Origin of the sequence: Celeribacter halophilus, from assembly GCF_900114135.1 — a bacterium.
GTDB classification, from domain to species: Bacteria; Pseudomonadota; Alphaproteobacteria; order Rhodobacterales; family Rhodobacteraceae; genus Celeribacter; species Celeribacter halophilus.
Genome location: NZ_FORY01000003.1, coordinates 263,462 through 283,566, shown reverse-complemented (window position 1 = coordinate 283,566; position 20,105 = coordinate 263,462). Strand labels below are relative to the sequence as shown.

The window sequence follows — 20,105 nt, the reverse complement described above, 5'->3', positions numbered from 1 at the left end:
CGATTTGGTCTCCCCTTCTGTTCCCTGCTGCCAGACTGGCGGGGAAAGGAGGCCCGACATGCTCGACACAGCGATTTCCGCCCGAACCGACATCAAGGACAAACGCCTGTTGCGGGGGTTTGCCTATGTGAATGGCAAATGGACCTCCGGCGAGACGGGCGGGAGCTTTGCCGTCACCGATCCGGCCACAGGGGCGCATCTGGGCGATGTGGCGGCCCTGTCGCCCACACAGGCTACCGAAGCCGTCGACTCCGCCCATGCTGCCTTTTCGGTCTGGGCGCATCTTCTGCCACAGGAACGCGCCGCCGTGCTGCGTCGTTGGCACAGGCTGATCGTGGAGGCCAAAGAAGACCTCGCGCGGATCATGGTCTATGAACAGGGCAAGCCCCTGTCAGAGGCACGCGGCGAGATCGACTATGCCGCCTCCTTTGTGGATTTCTACGCCGAAGAAGCCAAGCGCCCGAATATCGAGGGCGTGACTTCCCACCTGCCCGATGCGGAGATGGAGCTCTGGTATGAGCCGATGGGGGTTGTGGCGCTGGTCACACCGTGGAATTTCCCCGCCGCCATGCTGACGCGCAAGGCCGCCGCAGCACTTGCCGCTGGCTGCACTGTCGTCGCGCACCCGTCTCACGAGACTCCCTATTCGGCGCTGGCGCTGGCGGAACTCGCCGAACGCGCAGGGATGCCCGCAGGCGTGTTCAATGTGCTCACAGGCGATGCCCCAACCCTCGTCAAACCGTGGACCGAAGATCCCCGCGTGCGTGCCCTGTCCTTCACTGGTTCCACCGAGATCGGGCGGCTGCTCTATCGGCAATCTGCGGGCACTGTGAAAAAGCTTGTGCTTGAACTCGGCGGCCATGCGCCGGTGATCGTGTTCAAAGGCGCCGATCTCGACCGCGCCGTGGAAGAAGTCATAAAGGCGAAATTTGCCACCTCCGGTCAGGATTGCCTCGGCGCGAACCGCATCTATGTCGAACGTCCCGTCTATGCGGCCTTCTGCGCACGGTTCACCGAGGCGACCAAGGCGTTGACCCTTGGCAATGGCATCGAAGATCCGGACATCGGCCCGCTGATGAACGCCGCCGCCATCGCCAAGCAGCAAGAGCATGTCGCAGACGCTCTGGCGAAAGGCGCGACGCTGGCCTGTGGCGGGGCGGTCTCCGGTCTCGGGCCGCTGTTCTTCGAGCCGACCGTGCTCACCGATGTGCCCGATGAGGCGAAGATCATGCGGGAGGAAACATTTGGCCCCGTCGCGCCCATCACACCGTTCGACCATGAGGACGAGGTCATCGCGCGGGCCAATGACAGCGAATACGGCCTCATCGCCTATGTCCATTCCCATGATCCGCGCCGCATCTACCGCCTGTCGCGCACCCTGCAATACGGCATGGTCGCGGTAAACCGCACACAGGTCACCGGCGCGCCGATCCCCTTTGGCGGGGTCAAACAATCCGGTCTGGGCCGCGAGGGCGCAGGCATGGGGATGCGCGAATTCATGGACGTAAAATACATCTGCCGCGACTGGGCCTGAGGGTCGACAAAATGCCCGACAGATGTCCGACAGAAATCCGACACACAGCCGACAAGGAAAAATAGAAAATGTTGACGAATGACCAGCTCTCGAAATGGGACCGCGAAAACTTCTTTCACCCCTCCACCCATCTGGCGCAGCACGCGCGCGGGGAGACCCCGAGCCGTGTCATCAAGACCGCGCATGGCGTGCATATCGTAGACCGCGACGGCACCGAATTGCTGGATGCTTTCGCCGGTCTTTACTGTGTCAACGTGGGCTACGGACGTCAGGAAATCGCAGAAGCCATCGCGGATCAGGCCCGCGAACTGGCCTATTACCATTCCTATGTCGGACACGGCACAGAAGCCTCGATCACACTGGCGAAAATGGTTCTGGACCGTGCGCCGGATCATATGTCCAAGGTCTATTTCGGCCAGTCCGGATCGGACGCCAACGAGACCAACATCAAACTTATCTGGTATTATAACAATATCTTAGGCCGCCCCGAGAAAAAGAAAATCATCTCGCGCCAGCGCGGCTATCATGGCTCGGGTCTGATGACAGGATCGCTCACGGGGCTTGAGGCTTTCCAGAAAAAATTCGACCTGCCGCTGGATCGGGTACTGCATACCGAAGCGCCTTATTATTATCGCCGCGATGATCTGGGGATGACCGAAGAAGCCTTTGTCGCCGATTGCGTGACCAAGCTCGAAGCCCTGATCGAAACCGAGGGCGCTGATACCATCGCCGCCTTTATCGGCGAGCCGGTTCTGGGCACCGGAGGCATCGTGCCGCCGCCTGCGGGCTATTGGGAGGCGATCCAGAAGGTCTTGAACAAACACGACATTCTTCTGGTGGCCGACGAGGTTGTCACCGGTTTCGGACGTCTGGGCACCATGTTCGGCTCGGAGCATTACGGCCTGAAACCCGACCTCATCACCATCGCCAAGGGCCTCACCTCCGCCTATGCGCCCCTGTCAGGCTCCATCGTGTCCGAGAAGATGTGGAAGGTGTTGGAACAGGGCACCGATGAAAACGGCCCCATCGGTCACGGCTGGACCTATTCCGCGCACCCCATCGGCGCGGCAGCCGGCGTGGCCAACCTCAAAATGCTGGACGACCTCAAGCTGATCGAGAACGCGGGCCGCGTCGGGAAATACTTCAATGACGCCATGAAAGACGCCTTGGGCGATCACCCCAATGTCGGCGACATCCGCGGCGAAGGCATGATGTGCGCCGTGGAATTTGTGAAAGACCGCGACAGCCGGACCTTCTTCGATCCGGAGGACAAAACCGGCTATGCGCTGGCCGCCGCCCTTCTTTCCAACGGGGTGATCGGACGTGCCATGCCACAGGGCGACATCCTCGGCTTCGCCCCGCCCTTCTGCCTGACAACACAGGAGGCAGACACAGTGGTTGATGCCACAGCAAAGGCCGTAAAATCCGTCCTCGGCTAAGGGCTTTGGAACGACAGGAGAGCAAGCGGGAAATCCGACCTGCTCTCCAATTCCCGCAGGGCGGAACGGCTTCAAATCCTTTGAAAATCCAACAAAACCAGAGGCATCACTCTTCCGGCGGATCACCCTTGTCTTTTTTCAAGGCTTCAAATCCGATAATCACATCAAGCAGTTCCGTGGTGATCTGATCCTGACGCACGGTGCGCGTTTCCGAGGCGAGTTCTTCCAGTTTTTCATCCACCGACCTTTCCGCCTGCTGCATGAGCGCCAGCCGCGCGGCGTTTTCGGTCATCAGCGCCTCGGCAATGGCACGAAACAGGGTGGCGAAGAGGTGATTGCGCACCAAGGTCCGAAACAGATCATTGGCGGGCATGGAAAAATACGGCCTGCTGCGCGACGTCCACGGCTTGGCGGCCAGATCGTCCAGAACCGCTTGATCAAGCGGCAACAAGGGAACGATAAGCGCGCGCTGCCCCGCTGCACCATCCCGCGCCACATAGGCCAGCGAAACGGCAATATCCTGTGGCTCGGCGCGTGTCCGGATCGTTTCCAGCCGCTGTGTGAGCAGATTGGCCAGACGCCCGACCCCGTCCACGGAAGCTGCCGGAAAAAATGTTTCCTCAATGGCGATATGCTGGTCTGTCAGAGCATCCGCCATCTGCGCACCGACACAGAGGACCGTCGGCGGGCCATCTTCACGCTGCGGCAAGAAGCCGGCAACATGATCCGCAAGCGCCTCGTTGTAATTGCCACACAGCCCATGATCCGAACCGAAGACGATCAAGACCTGCACAGGATGATCGCTTGCGGGCGTCTTGATCGGACCGAAATGCGTCACGAAAGCATGCAATCCTTCCAAAACCGTGTCGTGATAGGTCTCGATGGCTTTGGCCGCCTGCTCGTAAGGCGCCGAGTTGATCACGGACAGGGTTTTCATCGTATGAACAACGCTACGGATGCCCTGCATACTCGTTGTGCGGCGGCTCAGGATTTCAAGCGTCTGGGCCATTTGAATCTCCCGACTGCGCAAGCACCTGTTGGACCAAAGCCACCATCCGCGCGCGATCCTCGTCGGTGAGCGGTTCATTTCGCGCAATGCCTTCGGCGATATCTCCGAGATCGCGCAGCACCGGTATCCGAAGCCCCGCCATGACACGCGCTGTTTCCGTCTCGCCCAACCCGTCAAAATGCCCCTCCATCGCGGCCACAAGAACCGCCAGTTGTTCAACGGCGGGAACGGGATCGCGCTCCGGTTGACGCAATGCGGCCCGCACAGCCGCACCGCGCGTCAGCCGCGCGCGTGTGGCCTCGTCCAGACGCGTGCCGAAACGGGCGAAGTCCTCCAGCTCCTCAAACTGGGACAAAGTCACACGCAGGTTGCCCGCCACGGAGCGGAAGGCCTTGCTTTGCGCCTTGCCGCCAACCCGCGACACAGAGACACCCAGATCCACCGCAGGGAACTGGTTTTTGCGCACGAGGCGCGGCGACAGGTAGATCTGCCCGTCGGTGATCGAAATCAGGTTGGTCGGGATGTAGGCCGCGAGGTTTTCTGCCTGCGTTTCGACCACGGGCAACACGGTCACAGACCCACCGCCCGCATGTGTTGTGAACTGCCCTGCACGCTCCAGCAATCGCGCATGGATATAGAAAATATCCCCTGGGAAAGCTTCGCGCCCCGGCGGGCGTCTGAGCAAAAGAGACAATTCACGATAGGAGCGCGCGTGATGCGTCAGGTCATCCAGCACCACCAGCACGTCCTTGGCCTGTCCCGCGAAATACTCGGCCATCGTCATCGCCGCATAGGGGGCCACATAGGCCAGTCCGGCGGCATCCTCGTCGCCCGCAGAGATCACAATACTGCGCTCCATCATCCCGCCCTCGCGTAAAGCGCCGATCACTTTGGCCACGGCATCGCCGCGCTGACCGATGGCGCAGTAGATGCAGAGCACGCCTGTCTCTTTCTGGTTCAGGATCGTATCCACCGCCAGAGATGTCTTGCCGGTCTGCCGGTCACCGATAATCAACTCGCGCTGCCCGAGCCCGACCGGCACAGCCGCGTCTATTATCTTGATCCCCGTCTGGAGCGGGCGCGTGATGGCGAGGCGGTCGAGAATCTGCGGAGCCTCCGCCTCGACCGGTCGCTCTGCCTCGGTCTTCACCAGACCATTGGCATCCCTCGGATTGCCAAGCGCATCAACAACACGCCCCAAGAGAGCCGGACCGACCTTGGTGCTGACGACCTTGTGCGAGCGTGTGACGCTTTCCCCGACGGTGACACGGTCACCGGAGCCGAGCAGGACAACGCCAAGCCGCCCCGGTTCCAGATCAAGCACAATGCCCTGCACACCGCTGGCGAAATGCAGCAATTCCTCCGACAGGGCGCGTTCCAGCCCGCTTACAATGGCAATCCCGTCCGCCACCTCGGCCACATGCCCGATCTCGCTCAGACGAGGCGCGGGGGACGGGGCGGAGACAATTGCATCGACCAGAGCTTGCGGATCTGTATTCTGAATTGGGGTTGCATCTGTCATGTCCGAGCCCCCTTCAAATCAACGCCTGCGGTCAATTGCGCGTCCATCACATCGCCCAGACTGTCGATATAGCCATCCACCGTCCAATCCAGCTGCGCACCGCCGATGCGCAAAAGCAGGCCCGGAGATTGTTCCGCATTCGTGTCAAACCGGACGGACACTGCTGGAAACACCTCATGCAGACTACGCAAAAGATCGGTTCGCGCCGCCTCCGGCAAAGCCTCTCTGCTGGTGATCACGGCCTCGGTGCCCTTACCCGCCGCGTCGCGCAAATCACCGGCCATCGGCTTGATCCTTCGGGCAAGGTGTTGGGCAATGCGACCTTCCAGTGTGTCATCTGCCAGATCCTTCAACGCCTTGCGAGTCAGGGACAGCAAAGCTCCGCCCCCTGCGCGTTGGAGCCTTGCCGCATATTTGTGTTTCTCCTCATCGAGATGAGCCAGCCAGTCGATGCGCTCCTGCTCCAGCCGCTTGTGCGTTTCGGCAAGAAGTGCATCGCGTTGGGCCTCGGCCTGTTTGCGCACGGTCTCCGCGATGTCTGCCTGTTGCGCATGCAGCGCCCTGACCTGATCCAGATGCTCCTGCTCGGCCGCCTGCGCCTTTTCCCTGGCACGCACAGCCTCTTGCATCCGGTTGGTGATCTCCGCCTCGCGGGCGTCTATCCCGTCCAGAATGGGACGGTATAAAAACCGCCTTAACAGCAGGACCAGAACCAGAAAATTGGCGATCTGGGCCGCAACCGTGATCCAGTCAATAGACATGTGTCAGCTTCCTGTCGCCTGCGCCGCAGCCACCGCAGCCGTCCAGAACGGGTTGGCAAAAATCAGGATCATTGCGACGACGAAACAATAGATGGCCGTGGATTCAATCATCGCCAGACTGACGAACAAGGTCCGCGAGATGGTCGAGGAAGCGTCGGGCTGCTGCGCGATGGCACCAAGAGCGGTGGCCGCCGCACGCCCTTCGCCCAAAGCAGGGCCGATGGCACCGAAAGAGACGGTCAGCCCTGCGGTGAAGATCGAAATTGCTGCGATAATACCAAGGTCTGTCATGGGGTTTCCTTTTCAGGTTGAGACGTGTCCGGAGAAGCCGTCGCGCTGGAGATGTAAACCGTGGCCAGGATGGCGAAGATGTAGGCCTGAATCATGCCGGTGAGCAGACCCAGAACATCCATCACGACGGGGAAGAAGAAAGGCGCGACACTGAGCAGGATGGCCGCGATGACCGCGCCGCTCATGATGTTGCCGTAAAGCCGGATGGCCAGAGAAATGCCGCGAGAGAACTCGGCGATGATGTTGAACGGAAGCATGATGAAAGACGGTTCGAGATAGGTCTTGAGATAGCCGCCAATCCCCCGACTTGTGATGCCGAACAGGGGCACGGCGACAAGCACAGAGAGCGCCAGCGCGGTTGTGGTTGACAGCGAGGCGGTGGGTGGCTCGAACCCCGGCACAACCAGCAACAGGTTCGACATGGCCACAAAAAGAAACAACGTCCCTGCGTAATAGAGCAGATAGCGGGTTGGCCCCTGCGCAACCTCTTCGATCTGGCCTTGGATGCCCTGCACAATCACCTCCAAGGTGGTGCGCCAGCGGCTCGGCGGCACATCCGCCCGCAACCTGCGCGTGATGAGATGTGAGGTCACGGTCAGCAAGGCCATGACGACCCATGTGTAAAATATCGTGGCATTGACGGGGATGCCCCATGCCTCGAAAATGATGGTCTGGTCCGGTGAGAGGTTCATGTCGTCTCTCCCGCAGGCACGCCCGCACGCGCAAGTGCCACCGCGATGGTGCGCGAGACGAGAAACATCAGGGCAAATCCTGCCAAGGCGAAAGCCCCCAGAGATGTGACCACCGCCCAGCCGATCCCCAACAGCGCCGCGATCCGCACCGCAGAACTCAGCATCAGAATGAGAACGGGGCGCTCCTGTCGCAACGCCAGCCGCATCCCGATCCCGAGACCCGCGAAAAACAACAGCGATGTGACCGCGCCAATGCCCAGTCCGGCCAAGACCGCGCTCCACTCTATGTTGAACATTGCCATATCGATCATTTGTCGCCTCCTTCCTTGCTGACCCAAGACGCCGCAATAAAAGCGCCAAGCACGACGCCTCCGAGGATCAGCGCGATGGTCCATGAAAACCCCTGTGGCGCGGCCTCGTCGAGCCAGAGTCCCAGAAACGCACCCCCGACCGTCGGCACGGCGATAGACCAGCCGATCATGCCAAAGGTGCCAATGCCGCGCAGCGGGCTCGGCCCCGGATGGTCGCGGGCGGATTTCAACCGTTTGGCGTGACGGGCGATGTCTTCCGCCGATTTGTCGGGTTTGCGTGTCATAGCTGTGGCTTTCGTAATTCGGCGAAGCGACGGACCACATCGGCTTCCAGACGCGAGAACGCCGAACGTGCCTGTCGTTCCTCGTCATCCATCTCGATGAATTTGGCCTTCACCGTATCGTTCAACGTACCGAGATCATCCCCGCGCACGCCGCGCAAAACGGCTGCGACAACGCGGTGGCCCTTTTTCACCAAAAGCCCCTCATCGACACCAAAAATCTCCTCCGTCCCGTCCGCCATACGCAGCGTCATGACCGAGGGCACCAGCGCGGTGACAAAGTCGACATGGTTCGGCAAGAGACCGAACGCTCCATTCTCGGCCACGGCGGTCAGACGGGTCGCACGCCCCTCGAACAGGGTCTCGGTAGGCAGGCGCAGCGAGACGAACATATCTTCGGCCATGCTCATGCGCTTGCCTCCATATCTTGCAGCGATCCGATCATGTAATAGGCGCTTTCAGGGTGCTCGAACTCCGTCTGCGACAGGATCGTTTCGCAACCGTCCAGCGTCTCGTCGATGGACACCAGCTTGCCGGGCGTGCCGGAAAAGGATTCCGTTGTGAAAAACGGCTGGGTCAGGAAGCGCTCCAGACGGCGCGCGCGGGCCACGGTGGCGCGATCTGCCGAGGACAGTTCCTCCAGCCCGAGCATCGCGATGATGTCGCGCAACTCCTCATACTCTGCTAAGGTCCGCCGGACCTCTCGCGCAATGTTGTAATGACGTTGCCCGACCACCGAGGGGGTCAGCATGACAGAGGCCGAGGCCAGAGGATCAACTGCAGGGTAAAGCCCCTCGCTCGCCCGTTTGCGCGAGAGCACCACAGAGGCCGACAGATGCGAAAAGATATGCGCCGCTGCGGGATCGGTGAAATCATCGGCGGGCACATAGACCGCCTGAATGGAGGTGATTGCGCCACGGTCCGTGGAGGTGATGCGTTCCTCCAATCCCGCCAGTTCCGTGGCCAGCGTCGGTTGATACCCGACCCGCGAGGGCATGCGCCCCATCAGCCCCGACACTTCGGAGCCGGCCTGCACAAAGCGGAAGATATTGTCGATCAGCAGCAGGACATCCTGCCCTTTGTCGTCGCGGAAATACTCCGCCATGGTCAAGGCCGTATTGCCGACCAGAAAGCGCACGCCGGGGGCCTCGTTCATCTGGCCGAACAGCATCACCGTGTTGTCCCTCACACCGGCCTCGCCCATTTCGCGGTAAAGCTCCTCCGCCTCCCGCGAGCGCTCGCCAATACCGCAAAACAGGCTCACGCCCTTATGGTGCTGGACGGTGTTGTTGATCAACTCGGTGATCAACACAGTTTTGCCGACACCGGCCCCGCCGAACAATCCGGTTTTGCCCCCACGCTCAATCGGGGACAGAAGATCAATCGCCTTGATACCGGTTTCGAGGATCTGGGAATGAAGCACCCGCTCGGTGAGCTTGGGCGGCTCCTGATGGATGGAGCGCCGCGCCACAGCCTGCGGCACCGGACCGCCATCAATCGGTGCGCCGAAGACGTCCAGCATCCGGCCAAGAACGCCCTCGCCCACAGGCACCATGATCGGCCCGCCCGTGGCCTTGACCGTCATTCCGAGACCCAATCCCCGCACGGGCGCCAGCGCGATGGCGCGCACCAGCCCCTGTCCTATGAGCGCAGAGACTTCCAGCGCCACATCGCCTGCGTAGAGAAGATCGTGAATATTCGGGACCGCCCCGTCAAAGTGCACATCAACAACGCCACCGCGAATGGCCGCGATATGGCCCTCTGTCGCGATGGGGGCTTTGGTATCCGTGTCCGTGCTCATGACTTCCCTCCGATGCCTGCGAACAAACCGCCAGTCATGAGGCCACCAACCGGCGACACCAGTCCGGTCCTTCGGGATGCTCTTTCTCGCGTCGCCTCAGGCGACACCGGCTCAGACACATTCATCATCGTATTCCATAGATAATCGTTGATATGCCTATGGGCATACGCAGCCGCGCAAAGCGCTGATCACTTGGATCCCGACCGCCGCACCATGTCTCCGTGACGCGGGACTCATTCACAGCACGCCTCTCGCTACGCAGACGCTAGGCCTCCGCACCGGCACAAGAATTGACACAGATCATTGAAATGGAAGAATTGCGCACGGACACGGGAATGTGAAACGCGGGGCAAGCGCGCCGACCTGCCGGAACCTGACGCCTCAGGACTTGATCTTCGGCGCGCCCTTGCCCTGTGTCGGGGCGTCCGGATCGGACCATGACACACGCAGATTGAACTGGCACTGGCCGTCTTCGCGCGTGGCTTTGATGCGGACATTCATCAGCTCTGCGGTCTGGAGCACAAGCTCCTCCTCATCATCGCCCAATATCATCTCGCCCTTTGACAAGCCTTTGGACAAGGCCGTCAGAAGCATCTTGATGGTTTTGCGATCTTGCAGGGACTCATGGGAAAACCGTGCGTTCTGGCCGCTCATCTGGTGTCTTTCACGTTCGGGGTCTTTCAGGTTTGTAGGCGTTCAGGTCAAAAGGCGATCGGGCGCGAAATGTTTAGCCCGCGGATAGTCGCAACTCAGACCGATCACATCTCCGGTGGGGAAAATCAACGTCGCCCCCGCCCCGATCCCGTCCAGCCCTTCAAGGCGGCGCGAGGCGCGGTCAAGCGTGATGTCACCCTCCAGATGCAACAGTCCACGTTTCGTCAGGAGCCTTTGCCCGCAATGATTGTTCACATGCCCCTGCACCACCATGTGAAGGCCATTCTTATGGAGCAAGTCAACGCCATATTCGGTCAAGGCACAATCCGACGCCCGATATTTCGTGCGCACGAGGTTGGCGAGCGGGCCGAAATAGAAACCGAAACTGGCGCGATCCGCCTCTGCGCGAAAGCGGGCATTAACCGCCTCCGGACCCTCTGCCACCAAAAGCGCGCACATCTCATCGCACAGTCCCGCATGGACAAACAGCAAAGAGCCAACCCGCGACACCACGTCCATCGTCTCGTAAAACCACGCATAATGGCCGTCCGGGGTAAAGAATACCTCATGGCATTTCAGCGTCGCCGCGAGAAGCTCGCGATAGCCGAGACCGGTTTTGGCGACATTCTTCTCGAATTGCTTCTGTTTGGCTTTCAGTTTCCTGATCTCTTTGGCGATGGCCTTGTCCGAGAGATGACCGGCGGCGGCTTTCTCGAACTGGCTGGCCCAGTCTTTAGGCGGCAACAAACGGGCTTTACACTTTTTCTCCGAGGGCAGATCGCACAGATCATCCGGCGTGACAAAACGCTCGAACACCTCTTTGAGAGCGGGCAGCAACTTGCGCCCCATCCGCACGAAGAGGTGATCTTTCAGAGGCGCGCGCTCACCGCGAATGGCATCGACCGCAAGCCGCATCCGCAGGTCATGATTGCCCGCCAGAAGCGACAGGTCCACGCCGGTCGCCCGCAGCTTGTAAAGCGCATCAAGCAGGGCCAGATTGCTCGGCCCCTTGTCGAGGCAATCACCGCCCAGAACGATCTGCGCTTGCGCCCCGAAACGGGTCAGGCAGATCTCCTCACCCGCGCGCCGGATGACACCGGCCACAACCAGAGAGCGCAGGAACCCTTCGGCATCGGCATGCGGATCGGAGATGAACACAATAGGTCGGGACGGCCAGCGCCAGCCGCCATACTGTCGCGCCTTGACGAGGCAGGTGGCAATCTGCGGGCGGGTCTCCGGCTCGGAACTGTGCAGCCAAGGCTCGATGTCGCGCGGGACATCGTCCAGATCGGCAAACGTATCGCAAACAGGCGGCAGAAGCCGTCCTGCGGTCTCCGGAGAAAAGATCAACTGGTCCAAAATCGCGCCCCAAATCTGCGGACCGGATCAGTCGAGCGCCTCCTCTTTGGAAGGTCGGACTTTCCATGCACCGGCCAAGTGCTGCCAGTTATCACGCCCACTGTAACAGAGAAGTAACGGTCGGGCGTGAAACATGGAAAGCTGTGCAATCTGTGCCCGTGTGAGCAGTCCGAGATGGTGGCAGGCGTGACGGATCGAGGCCCCGTGACCGACGACAATGCTCAGCCGCCCCCTGCCCGTCTCGGCAATCTCCGTCAGGCAGGCAGCCACACGCGCCCCCGCCTCCATCAGGCTTTCGGCCCCCTCCAGAGGCAGGCGATAGTCGCTGTCGGATTTCCACCCCGCAGGTGGCGAGGGATAGCGCGGATCAGCCTGCATCACCGCGTCGATCTCCGCCACAGTGAGATTGGCCGCGCTTCCGAGCCCGCGTTCGGCCAGAGCGGAGGTTTCGGCCAGAGCGTCGATCTCATGGCCAAGCCCCCGCAATCGTCCGGCTATGCCCGACGCGGTCTGCCACGCCCGCAGTTGCCGCGAACAGTGGATCATCGGTGCAAACTCAAGGCGTTGCGATTGCGCCATCTCCGCAAGGAGATCGCCACAGCTCTGCGCCTGCGCAATCCCAGTGACCGTCAGACCAAAGGGTTGCCGCGCGGACGGGACATCTTTGCGCTGGTGATAGTCCCCGTGACGGATCACGGCGATATAGCTGCGTTCGGTCATTCAAAGAGAACCGGCGAAAAGCTGTTGCCCGATCCCCGCCAAGGCGTCGAAATCTATCCGGCCCGACACTTCGCAGACACGCACATCTTGGAGCGCATCCAGATAGGGCGCGGGATCGGGGGAGGCCCCGTTCGGTTCAAACCGGCCATCGGGATGCTGGTAGAACGGTCCGGGGCTTTTCATGATCGCCGACAAAAGAGCAGGCCGCGCGGACAAATCCACCTCGGTCACCGCCACGGTCGTGTCGGCCTCATGGCTCCAGTTCAACACCCAGAAATCCGTCAGCGGCGCGGCATATTGCACGCGGTCCGGCCCGTAGACCTCCCCGATGAACAGATCGTGTTTTTCTTCGAGCGCCCACAGGTCCGCGACCGGCATGGCCTCAAGCTCGGCACGGCGTGCAGGCGCGATCATGTCTCGCAACCGCGGATTGCCCAGAATGGTGCCCGGATTGATGCGCGGATGTTTCGGGATGCCAAGGGCGCGCGGCTCTGCGCCCGCCGTCACCAGAACCCTGTCATTCGAGACAAAGCGCATCCCCTCGATATCCATCATCCGCAGGATCGAGGTGGATTTCCCGCCGCCTGACAATCCGGCAATCGCCAGACCGCGCCCCAGTCCTGTCACTGCGGCGGCATGGCAAAGCTGCCAGCCATCGCGCTGGCAGATGTTGAGCACTTGGGTGTTGATGAAATTGATGACTGTGCTGACATTGTCCTGCAACGGACCGAATGCGATGGCATGATCGGGTGATTGCAAAAAGGTGACGCCGCTGCGCACCTTGAGAACCAGACGGGCGCCCTCAAGATCAAACACCGCATCCTTGCGGCCGGTCTTGCCACCTTCGCGCGCCCATTGGGTCCAGTCCGGCTCCCAGTTCAGGCCTTGGTCCGGCAACAGATGCACCGTTTGATGCGCCAACTCCGGCGCAAGGGTGTCCACCAAAGCTTCCGCAAAATAGGCCATCAGCTCGTCGCGCAAGCCCCCCGCGCACAGAACCGTCACCCCGACCGGACCGATGGCAATGTGAAACGGCGTGGCCGCGTCGGCGGTGGTAAAATCCAGCCCGTCGAGAACAGTCTTCACCAATGTCATCCCGAAACCTCCGCCACCACATGATCCGCCATCAGCGCCATCGCATCGACACCACAGCCCTTGAGTGCGCCGCTATAGCCACCAAAGGCCGACACTTCAAAGACAATAGGCCCTTCCGGCGTCAAGGCGATGTCCACGGTGGTGAAGGTCAGGCCGAAAGGCGCCTGCGCCTTATGCCCCAGTGCAATCAGATCGGGCGTCGGCTCATAGGGGGCGTATTTGCCGCCGCTGTTGATCGTCGTATTCCAGCTTCCACTCTCGCCAATCCGGCGATAGGTGCAGACATAGGTCCCGTTCAGAAACACCATGCCAAGGTCCTGCCCCGACAGATCGGCCTTTTTCTGGATATACATCACGGGGTTTTCCGCCTTGAAAGCCGCAATCCGCGCCTGCGCATCGGGGGCATCGTGATCAAGCACGAACATCCCGCGGGCTTTCGTGGAAAACAGCGGTTTGAACACGGCAGAGCCGAAATCGCAAACGGCCTTGAAAGCGGCCTGCGCGTCCTCGGTGATGATGGTCGGCGGCATCGGTGCGCCGGCGTTGCGCAGCGTCACCGTGCAGGCCAAGCGGTCCATCAGGCGCAGGATCGCTTCGGGGCGGCTGAACACCTTGACCCCTTGCGCCTCGGCGATCCGCAACATCTCAAGACGGTCCAGCGCATGCACGCTGTAGCTCTCCGCGATCTTCTTGACCACCAACCCGTCCAGCGTCGCAAGGTCCATGCCGTCATACAACAACCTCCCGCCGGCAAGGTCCAGCGTCACCTGCCCCATATCGATCACAAGCCGGAACCCCGTCCCCGCCTCCAAGGCATCGGCCAGCGCCTCAGTCGACCATTTTCCCGGTGTGCCAACGACACCAATTTTCACATCAACGGTCTCAGTCACAAAACAGCATCCTTATCGGCAGTTTGAACCGCGCTTCCTTGCCTTCGGGCACGGCCAGAGCGGTTTCGAGAATATAGCGGGCGCGCAGCATCATCCGCTTTGCATGGGCCTGATCAACGATGAACCGCGTCGAACTGGCAAAAGACCGCGCCAACCCCAGCGCCAGCCGGTATTCGAATGTCGGATCATTCATCCGGCGGGCAAACTTCGTCGCGGTCATATGCATATCGGCAGCCACCTTGGCGATCCGCGCACGGGTTCGGGCGTCAAGCACCTGTAGCCGGTAGTTCGACACCATAAAGACCGAAACATCCTGCGCATAGTCCATGTAGCGGGAACGATGCAGGTCGATGAGCCGAATTTTCTTTTGCACCGGATCATAGATGATATTGTCGAGATTGAAGTCACCGTGGATATAAACCGAAAACGGCGCGCTCAGGTGTTCTTCGCGTTGGGCGGCCTGAGCCACAAGACTGTCGAAGCTCGGGATCACCAGCCCCTGCACCCGTTTGGTGCCGCCGGAAAACTGGGGGTGAAGGCGATACACCTCCCCCATCCGCTTGGCGAGCTGGGTCATGGATTTCATCTCTGCGGGTTCATCCACGCGGGTCTGACGCCAGATGTCGCGCATGGTCTTGTGCAACGCCCCCTGTGCCTCCGCCAGGCGCGTCTCCGAGCCGCCAAGTACAATGTCCTCGAAGGTCTCTCCGTCCAGATGTTCGATCAAAAGCGCCGCACTGTCGCCGCGTTTCTCATAGGAGAGGATTTTCGGCGCTAGACCCGGATAGACCGAATTCCAGCTTTTGACCCCGACACGTTCCTCTTTCACCTTGCGCCGGTCCCCGTCCTTGAACACCGCATTGACGGTCTTCGCCTGCGCCCTGTCCGGCAGTTGCACAGACGAAATCGCGCTGCCGGAGCGGGTGTCGGCCAGCGGCGTCAGCGTGATCTCGTCCGCACCACGCACATCGGTGAGAATGCTGCGCAGGGTGAAATAGCGTTCGAACTGGATCGTCTGACCGATGTTAATCGACAGGATCGCCTCGGAAATCCCCTGCAAGGCCTCGCCCATCCGGCGCACCTCGTTGAGCGCCAAAAGCGCATGGGAGAGGTCTTCGGTGTGTTTCGTCTCGCGCATGTCACGCGTGTAACTGCGAAACATCTGGTCATAGAACAGGTCGATCTCGTCGCGGACCTGCCCGATCCCGACGGCAAGGCGGCTGTCTTTCGACGGCAGGGCCTCCTGCACACGATCAATCGACTTGCGCACCTTGGACAGAGGTTTGCGATAGGCCTCAGCCCGCAGCAGCGCGACATGGTTCATATCTTCGCTGTGCTGCACCGCCCGCCGCCCCAGACGCGCGATCAGATCGAGATTGCGGGCAATCGTGTCGATGCCCTGAAGATGCATCTGGCGGGTGGCGTTCTTGGGCGCGCGTAGAATCCCCGCCAGACAAGCCTTGCGCACACGGGCGGAGAGGTTCTGGGAATAGCCGCTTCTCTGCATCAAGTGCAGGGCGGTCTCCCTGTCCGGCGCATCGAAATAGCGTTGCAAGCGGGCGACTTGCCCGTCGGTCTCGACAAAGAGAAAGGACATATTCTCCGCAACGGCGTCAGGAAGTTTCACGGCGCAAAACTCCCCCATAGGCCTGCGCTTTTCTGTGAAGGGAGCCTTTGCCCCCTGCGGCGGATTTCGGGGGCAAAACGGGAGCGGAGGCCGTCTTTGGGATGACAGGACGCCCCGTTGGCCTTATGGAGAATTCAATGATCATTCGAGCCTTATCCCTGACGAATGTGACAGTTCCACGACAGAACCCCACGGCTCCAGAGTAAAGCGGCAAAGCTATGACACGCATCAACATTCTGCGCGACGTTCCCATTCCCGACGATCTTCGCGTGCGGCGTGCCCTGAGCGCACCACATCTCGGGCCACGCATCCTGTTTTTCAGCGGCGGCAGCGCGCTCAATGCCATCTCTCGGCGGCTGAAAAGCTACAGCTATAACTCGATGCATCTGATTACACCGTTTGACAGTGGCGGCAGTTCGCAAGAGTTGCGCAAAGCCTTCGACATGCCTGCGGTCGGAGATCTGCGCAGTCGCCTTATGGCGCTGGCCGATGAAACCGATCTGGGCCAGCCCGACATTTACGCCCTGTTCAACTATCGTCTGGCCAAAGACGGCAGCTCCGCCGCGCTGAAATCCGAGGTGGACGCCATCTGTGCCGGCAAACATCCCTTGATCAAGGCGATCTCGCGCCCGATGCGTCGTCTGATCCAGACGTTTTTGCAAAACTTCGCAGCCCATGCGCCAAAGGAGTTTGATTATCGCAACGCAAGCATCGGCAACCTCATCATCGCCGGCGGCTATTTCGGACACGAACGCGAACTGGAGCCGGTGCTGTTTCTCATGTCCAAAATGGTTGACGTGCGCGGCACGGTGCGCGCGGTGATTGACGACAATCTCCAGCTTGGTGTCCGGCTTGAAGACGGGCGCAGCGTGCTTGGCCAGCGCCAGATCAGCGGCAAGGAGGTCGCCCCGCTCGACAGCCGGATCACTGAAGCGTTCATCTATGATCCGAAGCGCCAAACCGCAGACGCGCCCCTGCCTGCGAGTGAAATTGCCCTGCCCAAACGCAACCGGAAACTGATCCGGCAGGCCGATGTGATCTGCTACCCGCCCGGCAGCCTCTATTCGAGCGTCATCGCCAATCTCATTCCTGCAGGGGTCGGTCAGGAAATCGCCGCCCGCAATGCCCCCAAGCTCTACCTACCGAGCCTTGGCCGTGATCCCGAAGCCTTCGGCCACAGCCTCGCCGATCAGGTCGCGGCCATTCTCAAACCTTTGCAAGCGGATTTGCACACCCCTGTGCCCGCTTCCCGCCTGATGTCGCATGTCTTGTGCGATCCGAGCATTGCGCAGGACGCCTGTGACGACGTCACCGCCCGCCATGGCATCCCATGCGTGCGGCTGCCTCTGGCGAGACCGGGTGAGCCGAAATACGATCCCGAACAGGTCTGTCGCGCGCTCGTCTCACTCGGCTGATCCGCGCGCAACGGATGGCTCACGCAACACCGTCACTCAAGCCCGTAGGTGCGTTCTTCAATGTCGATGGCGTCGAATTCGGCATTGCAAGCCGTCAAAAACGCCGCTTCCGCGTCCGACTGGCGGCGGGCCGGATTGGTCACCAAATAGATATTCACCATCGGCAAGGCGTCATAGGGCGGCAGCTGGCGGATATTCCCCGCAAGAACATCCTGTCGCGCGACATGAAGCGGCAAGGCTCCGATGCCCACATTGGACATGATCATCCGGCGGATTTCATTCAGACTCGAAGAGACGCCCCGCCATGTATTGGCAAAGCCCGCACGCGCACGCAGATGGGCGATCACCTCCAAGGGGCCGCCCTCTGCCTCGGTATGAAAGGCCACGAAAGGCTCCCCTTTTAGCGCATCGGGGTCGATCTCCTCCACCGCGAACAACGGATGCCTTGCGCCGCAAAACAGCCCGAAAAACTCACGGTAAAGCACCATTGTCTTCAGGTTCTTGGGCATTTTCGACAAAAGACATATCCCGAAACTGGCACGGTTTTGCGAGATCATCGTCTCGACATCCTCACTTTCCTGCACAGAGAACGAATAGGTGACATGGGGATGGGTCTGGGCGAACCGGTTGAGAAAGTCGTCGAAATGCTCGGACATGACCGAACTGGTGATGGCAATCGACAAATGACCGCGCAACTCCGCCTTATCCACGTCCAGAAGTGACGGCAGTTGTGAAATCGAGCCGAATATTTTCGCACATTCCGTATAAAGGGCCTGCCCCGGTCGGGTGATGGTGAATTCGTTGGGCTTGCGGATGATGAGCTGTTTGCCGGTGGTCTGCTCAAGCCGTTTGAGCGCGGCGGAGACCGTGGGCTGTTTGAGCCCCAGAAAATCCGCAGCCTTTGAAATCCCGCGCTGCTCGACCACGACCATAAAGGTACGCAGCAGGTTCCAGTCGAGATTCCATGGAAAGCGTTGTTGCTGCGGAAGACTCATCATTTTCATCTATATTGAACGTCACGAATATTTATTTGCACGATACCAAGAGTCGTGCAACTCTTTTCACAGACGGGAACACCCGCACCATAGATCGGGCAAAACCCCGGCATGTAGTCCAACTGGAGAAAATATATGATCCTTCGCCGAACTATCCTGACATCCGCCATTGCTGCTGCCGGCTTTGCGGTTCTCGGAGTGAACGCTGTCGCCGCAGACGAGCTTGACACCCTAAAAGAAAAAGGCGTGATCCGCATCGCCATGTCCGGCGCCTACCCTCCGTTCAACTTCGTGAACGATGAAAACGAGGTTGTCGGCTTTGATCCGGCCATCGGAACCGAGATCGCCAAGCGCATTGGCCTTGAGGCGGAAATCGTCACCACCGCTTGGGACGGGATCATCGGCGGGCTTCTGGCCAACAAATATGACGCCATTGTGGGGTCCATGACCATCACCGAAGAGCGCGACGAAGTTGTTGACTTTGTCGGCCCCTACTACTCGGACAAACGCGCAATTTTCACGAAACCGGGCTCCGGCATCACAAGCCTTGAGGATCTCGAAGGCAAGAAAGTCGGCCTGACACTGGGCGAGACCCACGAAGACTGGGCGCGCGAAAAAGGCTATGACATCAAGACCTACAAAGGCCTTCCGGAACTGCTTCTGGAACTGGAAAACGGGCGCGTTGACGCCATCGTCAATGACTCGATTGCCGCCATTCTCGCGATGACCGAAAAAGGTCAGGAATTCGAGATGTTCGGTGATCCGACCACGGAACCTTTCGGCGCAGGTATTGCGATCCGCGAAGGCAATCCGGAACTGGCCGAAGCCATGCAAGCCGCGCTGCAATCCATGATGGATGACGGGACCTATCTCACCATTGCCGAGCAATGGATCGGTGCCGACATTCGCTGAACGCTCTTTCCCTCTCTGTCACCGGATGGAGAGGGAGACACATCAGGCCTGATGGCCCATTGCGACATCTGCGCCCGTGTGCAGCACGCAGCCGCCATCCCGTCAGCCAACCGCCTTCCCACATCGCGCGACAACCAAGGGACGAAGCATGGACTTCGAACTGATGCAAAAGGTCTTTCCGTTCTTTCTTGAGGCGGCTTGGACCACAATTCTTCTGTCCGTTCTGACGGCCATTCTGGGCCTGACCTGCGGGACATTGGGGGCGGCTGCCCGCCTGTCCCGTTTCCGGTCACTCCGCTTTATCGGCGCGGCCTATGTCAGCGTCTTTCGCGGCACACCCGCACTGATCCAGCTGTTCATCCTCTATTTCGGCGGGCCCCAGATCGGCATTCAACTTGATGCCTTTCAGGCCGGTGTGATCGGGCTGGGCATCAATGCAGGCGCCTATATGACCGAGACCATCCGCGGGGCGATTATCGCCGTGGACAGCGGTCAGCGCGAAGCCGCCCGCACGCTGGGGCTGAGTAACTGGCAGGCCACCTACAAGGTGATCCTGCCGCAAGCCGCGCGTCTGATGGTCCGCCCGCTCGGGGTCAACCTGAACATGCTGATCAAGGCCACCGCACTGGTCGCCGCGATTTCGGTGATCGAACTGACCTACACAGCGCAGCGCTATATCGGCTCGACCTACAAGCCGTTTGAAATGTTCCTGCTCGCCGGCATTCTCTACATGATCATCCTCTACGCAACGGGCCGTGCCGTTGCGTGGGTTGATCGCAAAGTCCAGATCACCTGAT

The 20,105-nt window shown here is 60.3% G+C and carries 21 protein-coding genes; 5 read left to right on the top strand and 16 right to left on the bottom strand.

Annotated elements, in window-relative coordinates; all coding sequences use genetic code 11:
- Positions 1-58: 58 nt before the first annotated feature.
- Positions 59-1,534, top strand: coding sequence for an NAD-dependent succinate-semialdehyde dehydrogenase (locus BM152_RS04535; RefSeq protein WP_066608028.1), 1,476 nt, complete (start codon positions 59-61; stop codon positions 1,532-1,534).
- A 68-nt stretch (positions 1,535-1,602) separates the two neighbouring features.
- On the top strand, positions 1,603-2,973 hold the full coding sequence (locus BM152_RS04530) for an aspartate aminotransferase family protein (protein ID WP_066608026.1): 1,371 nt from the start codon (positions 1,603-1,605) through the stop codon (positions 2,971-2,973).
- Positions 2,974-3,079: 106 nt separating this feature from the next.
- Here BM152_RS04530 and BM152_RS04525 read toward each other — a convergent pair whose 3' ends face one another.
- From BM152_RS04525 to BM152_RS04455, 15 genes are all read right to left on the bottom strand, one after another.
- Positions 3,080-3,982 (bottom strand): F0F1 ATP synthase subunit gamma, encoded by a 903-nt coding sequence (locus tag BM152_RS04525; RefSeq protein WP_066608022.1) that lies wholly within the window; start codon positions 3,980-3,982, stop codon positions 3,080-3,082.
- Entirely contained in the window at positions 3,966-5,504 is a 1,539-nt protein-coding gene (locus BM152_RS04520) for a F0F1 ATP synthase subunit alpha (RefSeq protein ID WP_066608019.1), read from the bottom strand. Before BM152_RS04520 ends, BM152_RS04525 begins: the two co-directional genes overlap by 17 nt.
- Positions 5,501-6,265 carry a F0F1 ATP synthase subunit delta gene (locus BM152_RS04515; protein WP_066608017.1) on the bottom strand — a complete coding sequence of 255 codons (765 nt, stop codon included), beginning with the start codon at positions 6,263-6,265 and terminating at the stop codon, positions 5,501-5,503. Before BM152_RS04515 ends, BM152_RS04520 begins: the two co-directional genes overlap by 4 nt.
- A 3-nt stretch (positions 6,266-6,268) precedes the next feature.
- The gene (locus BM152_RS04510) at positions 6,269-6,556 is read right to left on the bottom strand and encodes a F0F1 ATP synthase subunit C (protein WP_066608014.1); all 288 of its coding nucleotides are present in this window, start codon (positions 6,554-6,556) and stop codon (positions 6,269-6,271) included.
- Complete coding sequence (locus BM152_RS04505; RefSeq protein ID WP_066608009.1) at positions 6,553-7,248, bottom strand: F0F1 ATP synthase subunit A; 696 nt, start codon at positions 7,246-7,248, stop codon at positions 6,553-6,555. Before BM152_RS04505 ends, BM152_RS04510 begins: the two co-directional genes overlap by 4 nt.
- Complete coding sequence (locus BM152_RS04500; protein ID WP_170845855.1) at positions 7,245-7,559, bottom strand: ATP synthase subunit AtpR; 315 nt, start codon at positions 7,557-7,559, stop codon at positions 7,245-7,247. Before BM152_RS04500 ends, BM152_RS04505 begins: the two co-directional genes overlap by 4 nt.
- Positions 7,556-7,843, bottom strand: a complete 288-nt coding sequence (locus tag BM152_RS04495) for an AtpZ/AtpI family protein (RefSeq protein WP_066608005.1) — start codon at positions 7,841-7,843, stop codon at positions 7,556-7,558. The genes BM152_RS04500 and BM152_RS04495 overlap by 4 nt, the downstream gene beginning before the upstream one ends.
- Complete coding sequence (locus BM152_RS04490; RefSeq protein WP_066608003.1) at positions 7,840-8,250, bottom strand: ATPase; 411 nt, start codon at positions 8,248-8,250, stop codon at positions 7,840-7,842. Before BM152_RS04490 ends, BM152_RS04495 begins: the two co-directional genes overlap by 4 nt.
- Positions 8,247-9,641 carry a F0F1 ATP synthase subunit beta gene (gene atpD / locus BM152_RS04485; RefSeq protein WP_066608002.1) on the bottom strand — a complete coding sequence of 465 codons (1,395 nt, stop codon included), beginning with the start codon at positions 9,639-9,641 and terminating at the stop codon, positions 8,247-8,249. Before atpD ends, BM152_RS04490 begins: the two co-directional genes overlap by 4 nt.
- Positions 9,642-10,022: 381 nt before the next feature.
- On the bottom strand, positions 10,023-10,295 hold the full coding sequence (locus BM152_RS04480) for an amphi-Trp domain-containing protein (RefSeq protein ID WP_066607994.1): 273 nt from the start codon (positions 10,293-10,295) through the stop codon (positions 10,023-10,025).
- Positions 10,296-10,337: 42 nt separating this feature from the next.
- The gene (locus BM152_RS04475) at positions 10,338-11,654 is read right to left on the bottom strand and encodes a metallophosphoesterase family protein (protein ID WP_066607990.1); all 1,317 of its coding nucleotides are present in this window, start codon (positions 11,652-11,654) and stop codon (positions 10,338-10,340) included.
- Between the two features lie 27 nt (positions 11,655-11,681).
- Complete coding sequence (locus tag BM152_RS04470; protein WP_066607987.1) at positions 11,682-12,374, bottom strand: histidine phosphatase family protein; 693 nt, start codon at positions 12,372-12,374, stop codon at positions 11,682-11,684.
- Positions 12,375-13,469: an HprK-related kinase B gene (locus BM152_RS04465; RefSeq protein WP_066607984.1), complete on the bottom strand. Its 1,095-nt coding sequence runs from the start codon at positions 13,467-13,469 to the stop codon at positions 12,375-12,377.
- On the bottom strand, positions 13,466-14,359 hold the full coding sequence (locus tag BM152_RS04460; RefSeq protein ID WP_066607982.1) for a GAK system ATP-grasp enzyme: 894 nt from the start codon (positions 14,357-14,359) through the stop codon (positions 13,466-13,468). Before BM152_RS04460 ends, BM152_RS04465 begins: the two co-directional genes overlap by 4 nt.
- Positions 14,352-15,986, bottom strand: coding sequence for a phosphotransferase (locus tag BM152_RS04455; protein ID WP_066608164.1), 1,635 nt, complete (start codon positions 15,984-15,986; stop codon positions 14,352-14,354). Before BM152_RS04455 ends, BM152_RS04460 begins: the two co-directional genes overlap by 8 nt.
- Positions 15,987-16,204: 218 nt before the next feature.
- Here BM152_RS04455 and BM152_RS04450 point away from each other — a divergent pair, with 218 nt between their 5' ends.
- A complete protein-coding gene (locus BM152_RS04450) occupies positions 16,205-17,401 on the top strand; it encodes a GAK system CofD-like protein (RefSeq protein ID WP_066607979.1) in 1,197 nt (398 codons plus the stop codon).
- 32 nt (positions 17,402-17,433) lie between these two features.
- Here BM152_RS04450 and BM152_RS04445 read toward each other — a convergent pair whose 3' ends face one another.
- A complete protein-coding gene (locus BM152_RS04445; RefSeq protein WP_231730577.1) occupies positions 17,434-18,399 on the bottom strand; it encodes a LysR family transcriptional regulator in 966 nt (321 codons plus the stop codon).
- 132 nt (positions 18,400-18,531) lie between these two features.
- Here BM152_RS04445 and BM152_RS04440 point away from each other — a divergent pair, with 132 nt between their 5' ends.
- A complete protein-coding gene (locus tag BM152_RS04440; protein WP_066607974.1) occupies positions 18,532-19,308 on the top strand; it encodes a transporter substrate-binding domain-containing protein in 777 nt (258 codons plus the stop codon).
- 148 nt (positions 19,309-19,456) lie between these two features.
- The gene (locus BM152_RS04435) at positions 19,457-20,104 is read left to right on the top strand and encodes an amino acid ABC transporter permease (protein ID WP_066607973.1); all 648 of its coding nucleotides are present in this window, start codon (positions 19,457-19,459) and stop codon (positions 20,102-20,104) included.
- Position 20,105: the final 1 nt, after the last annotated feature.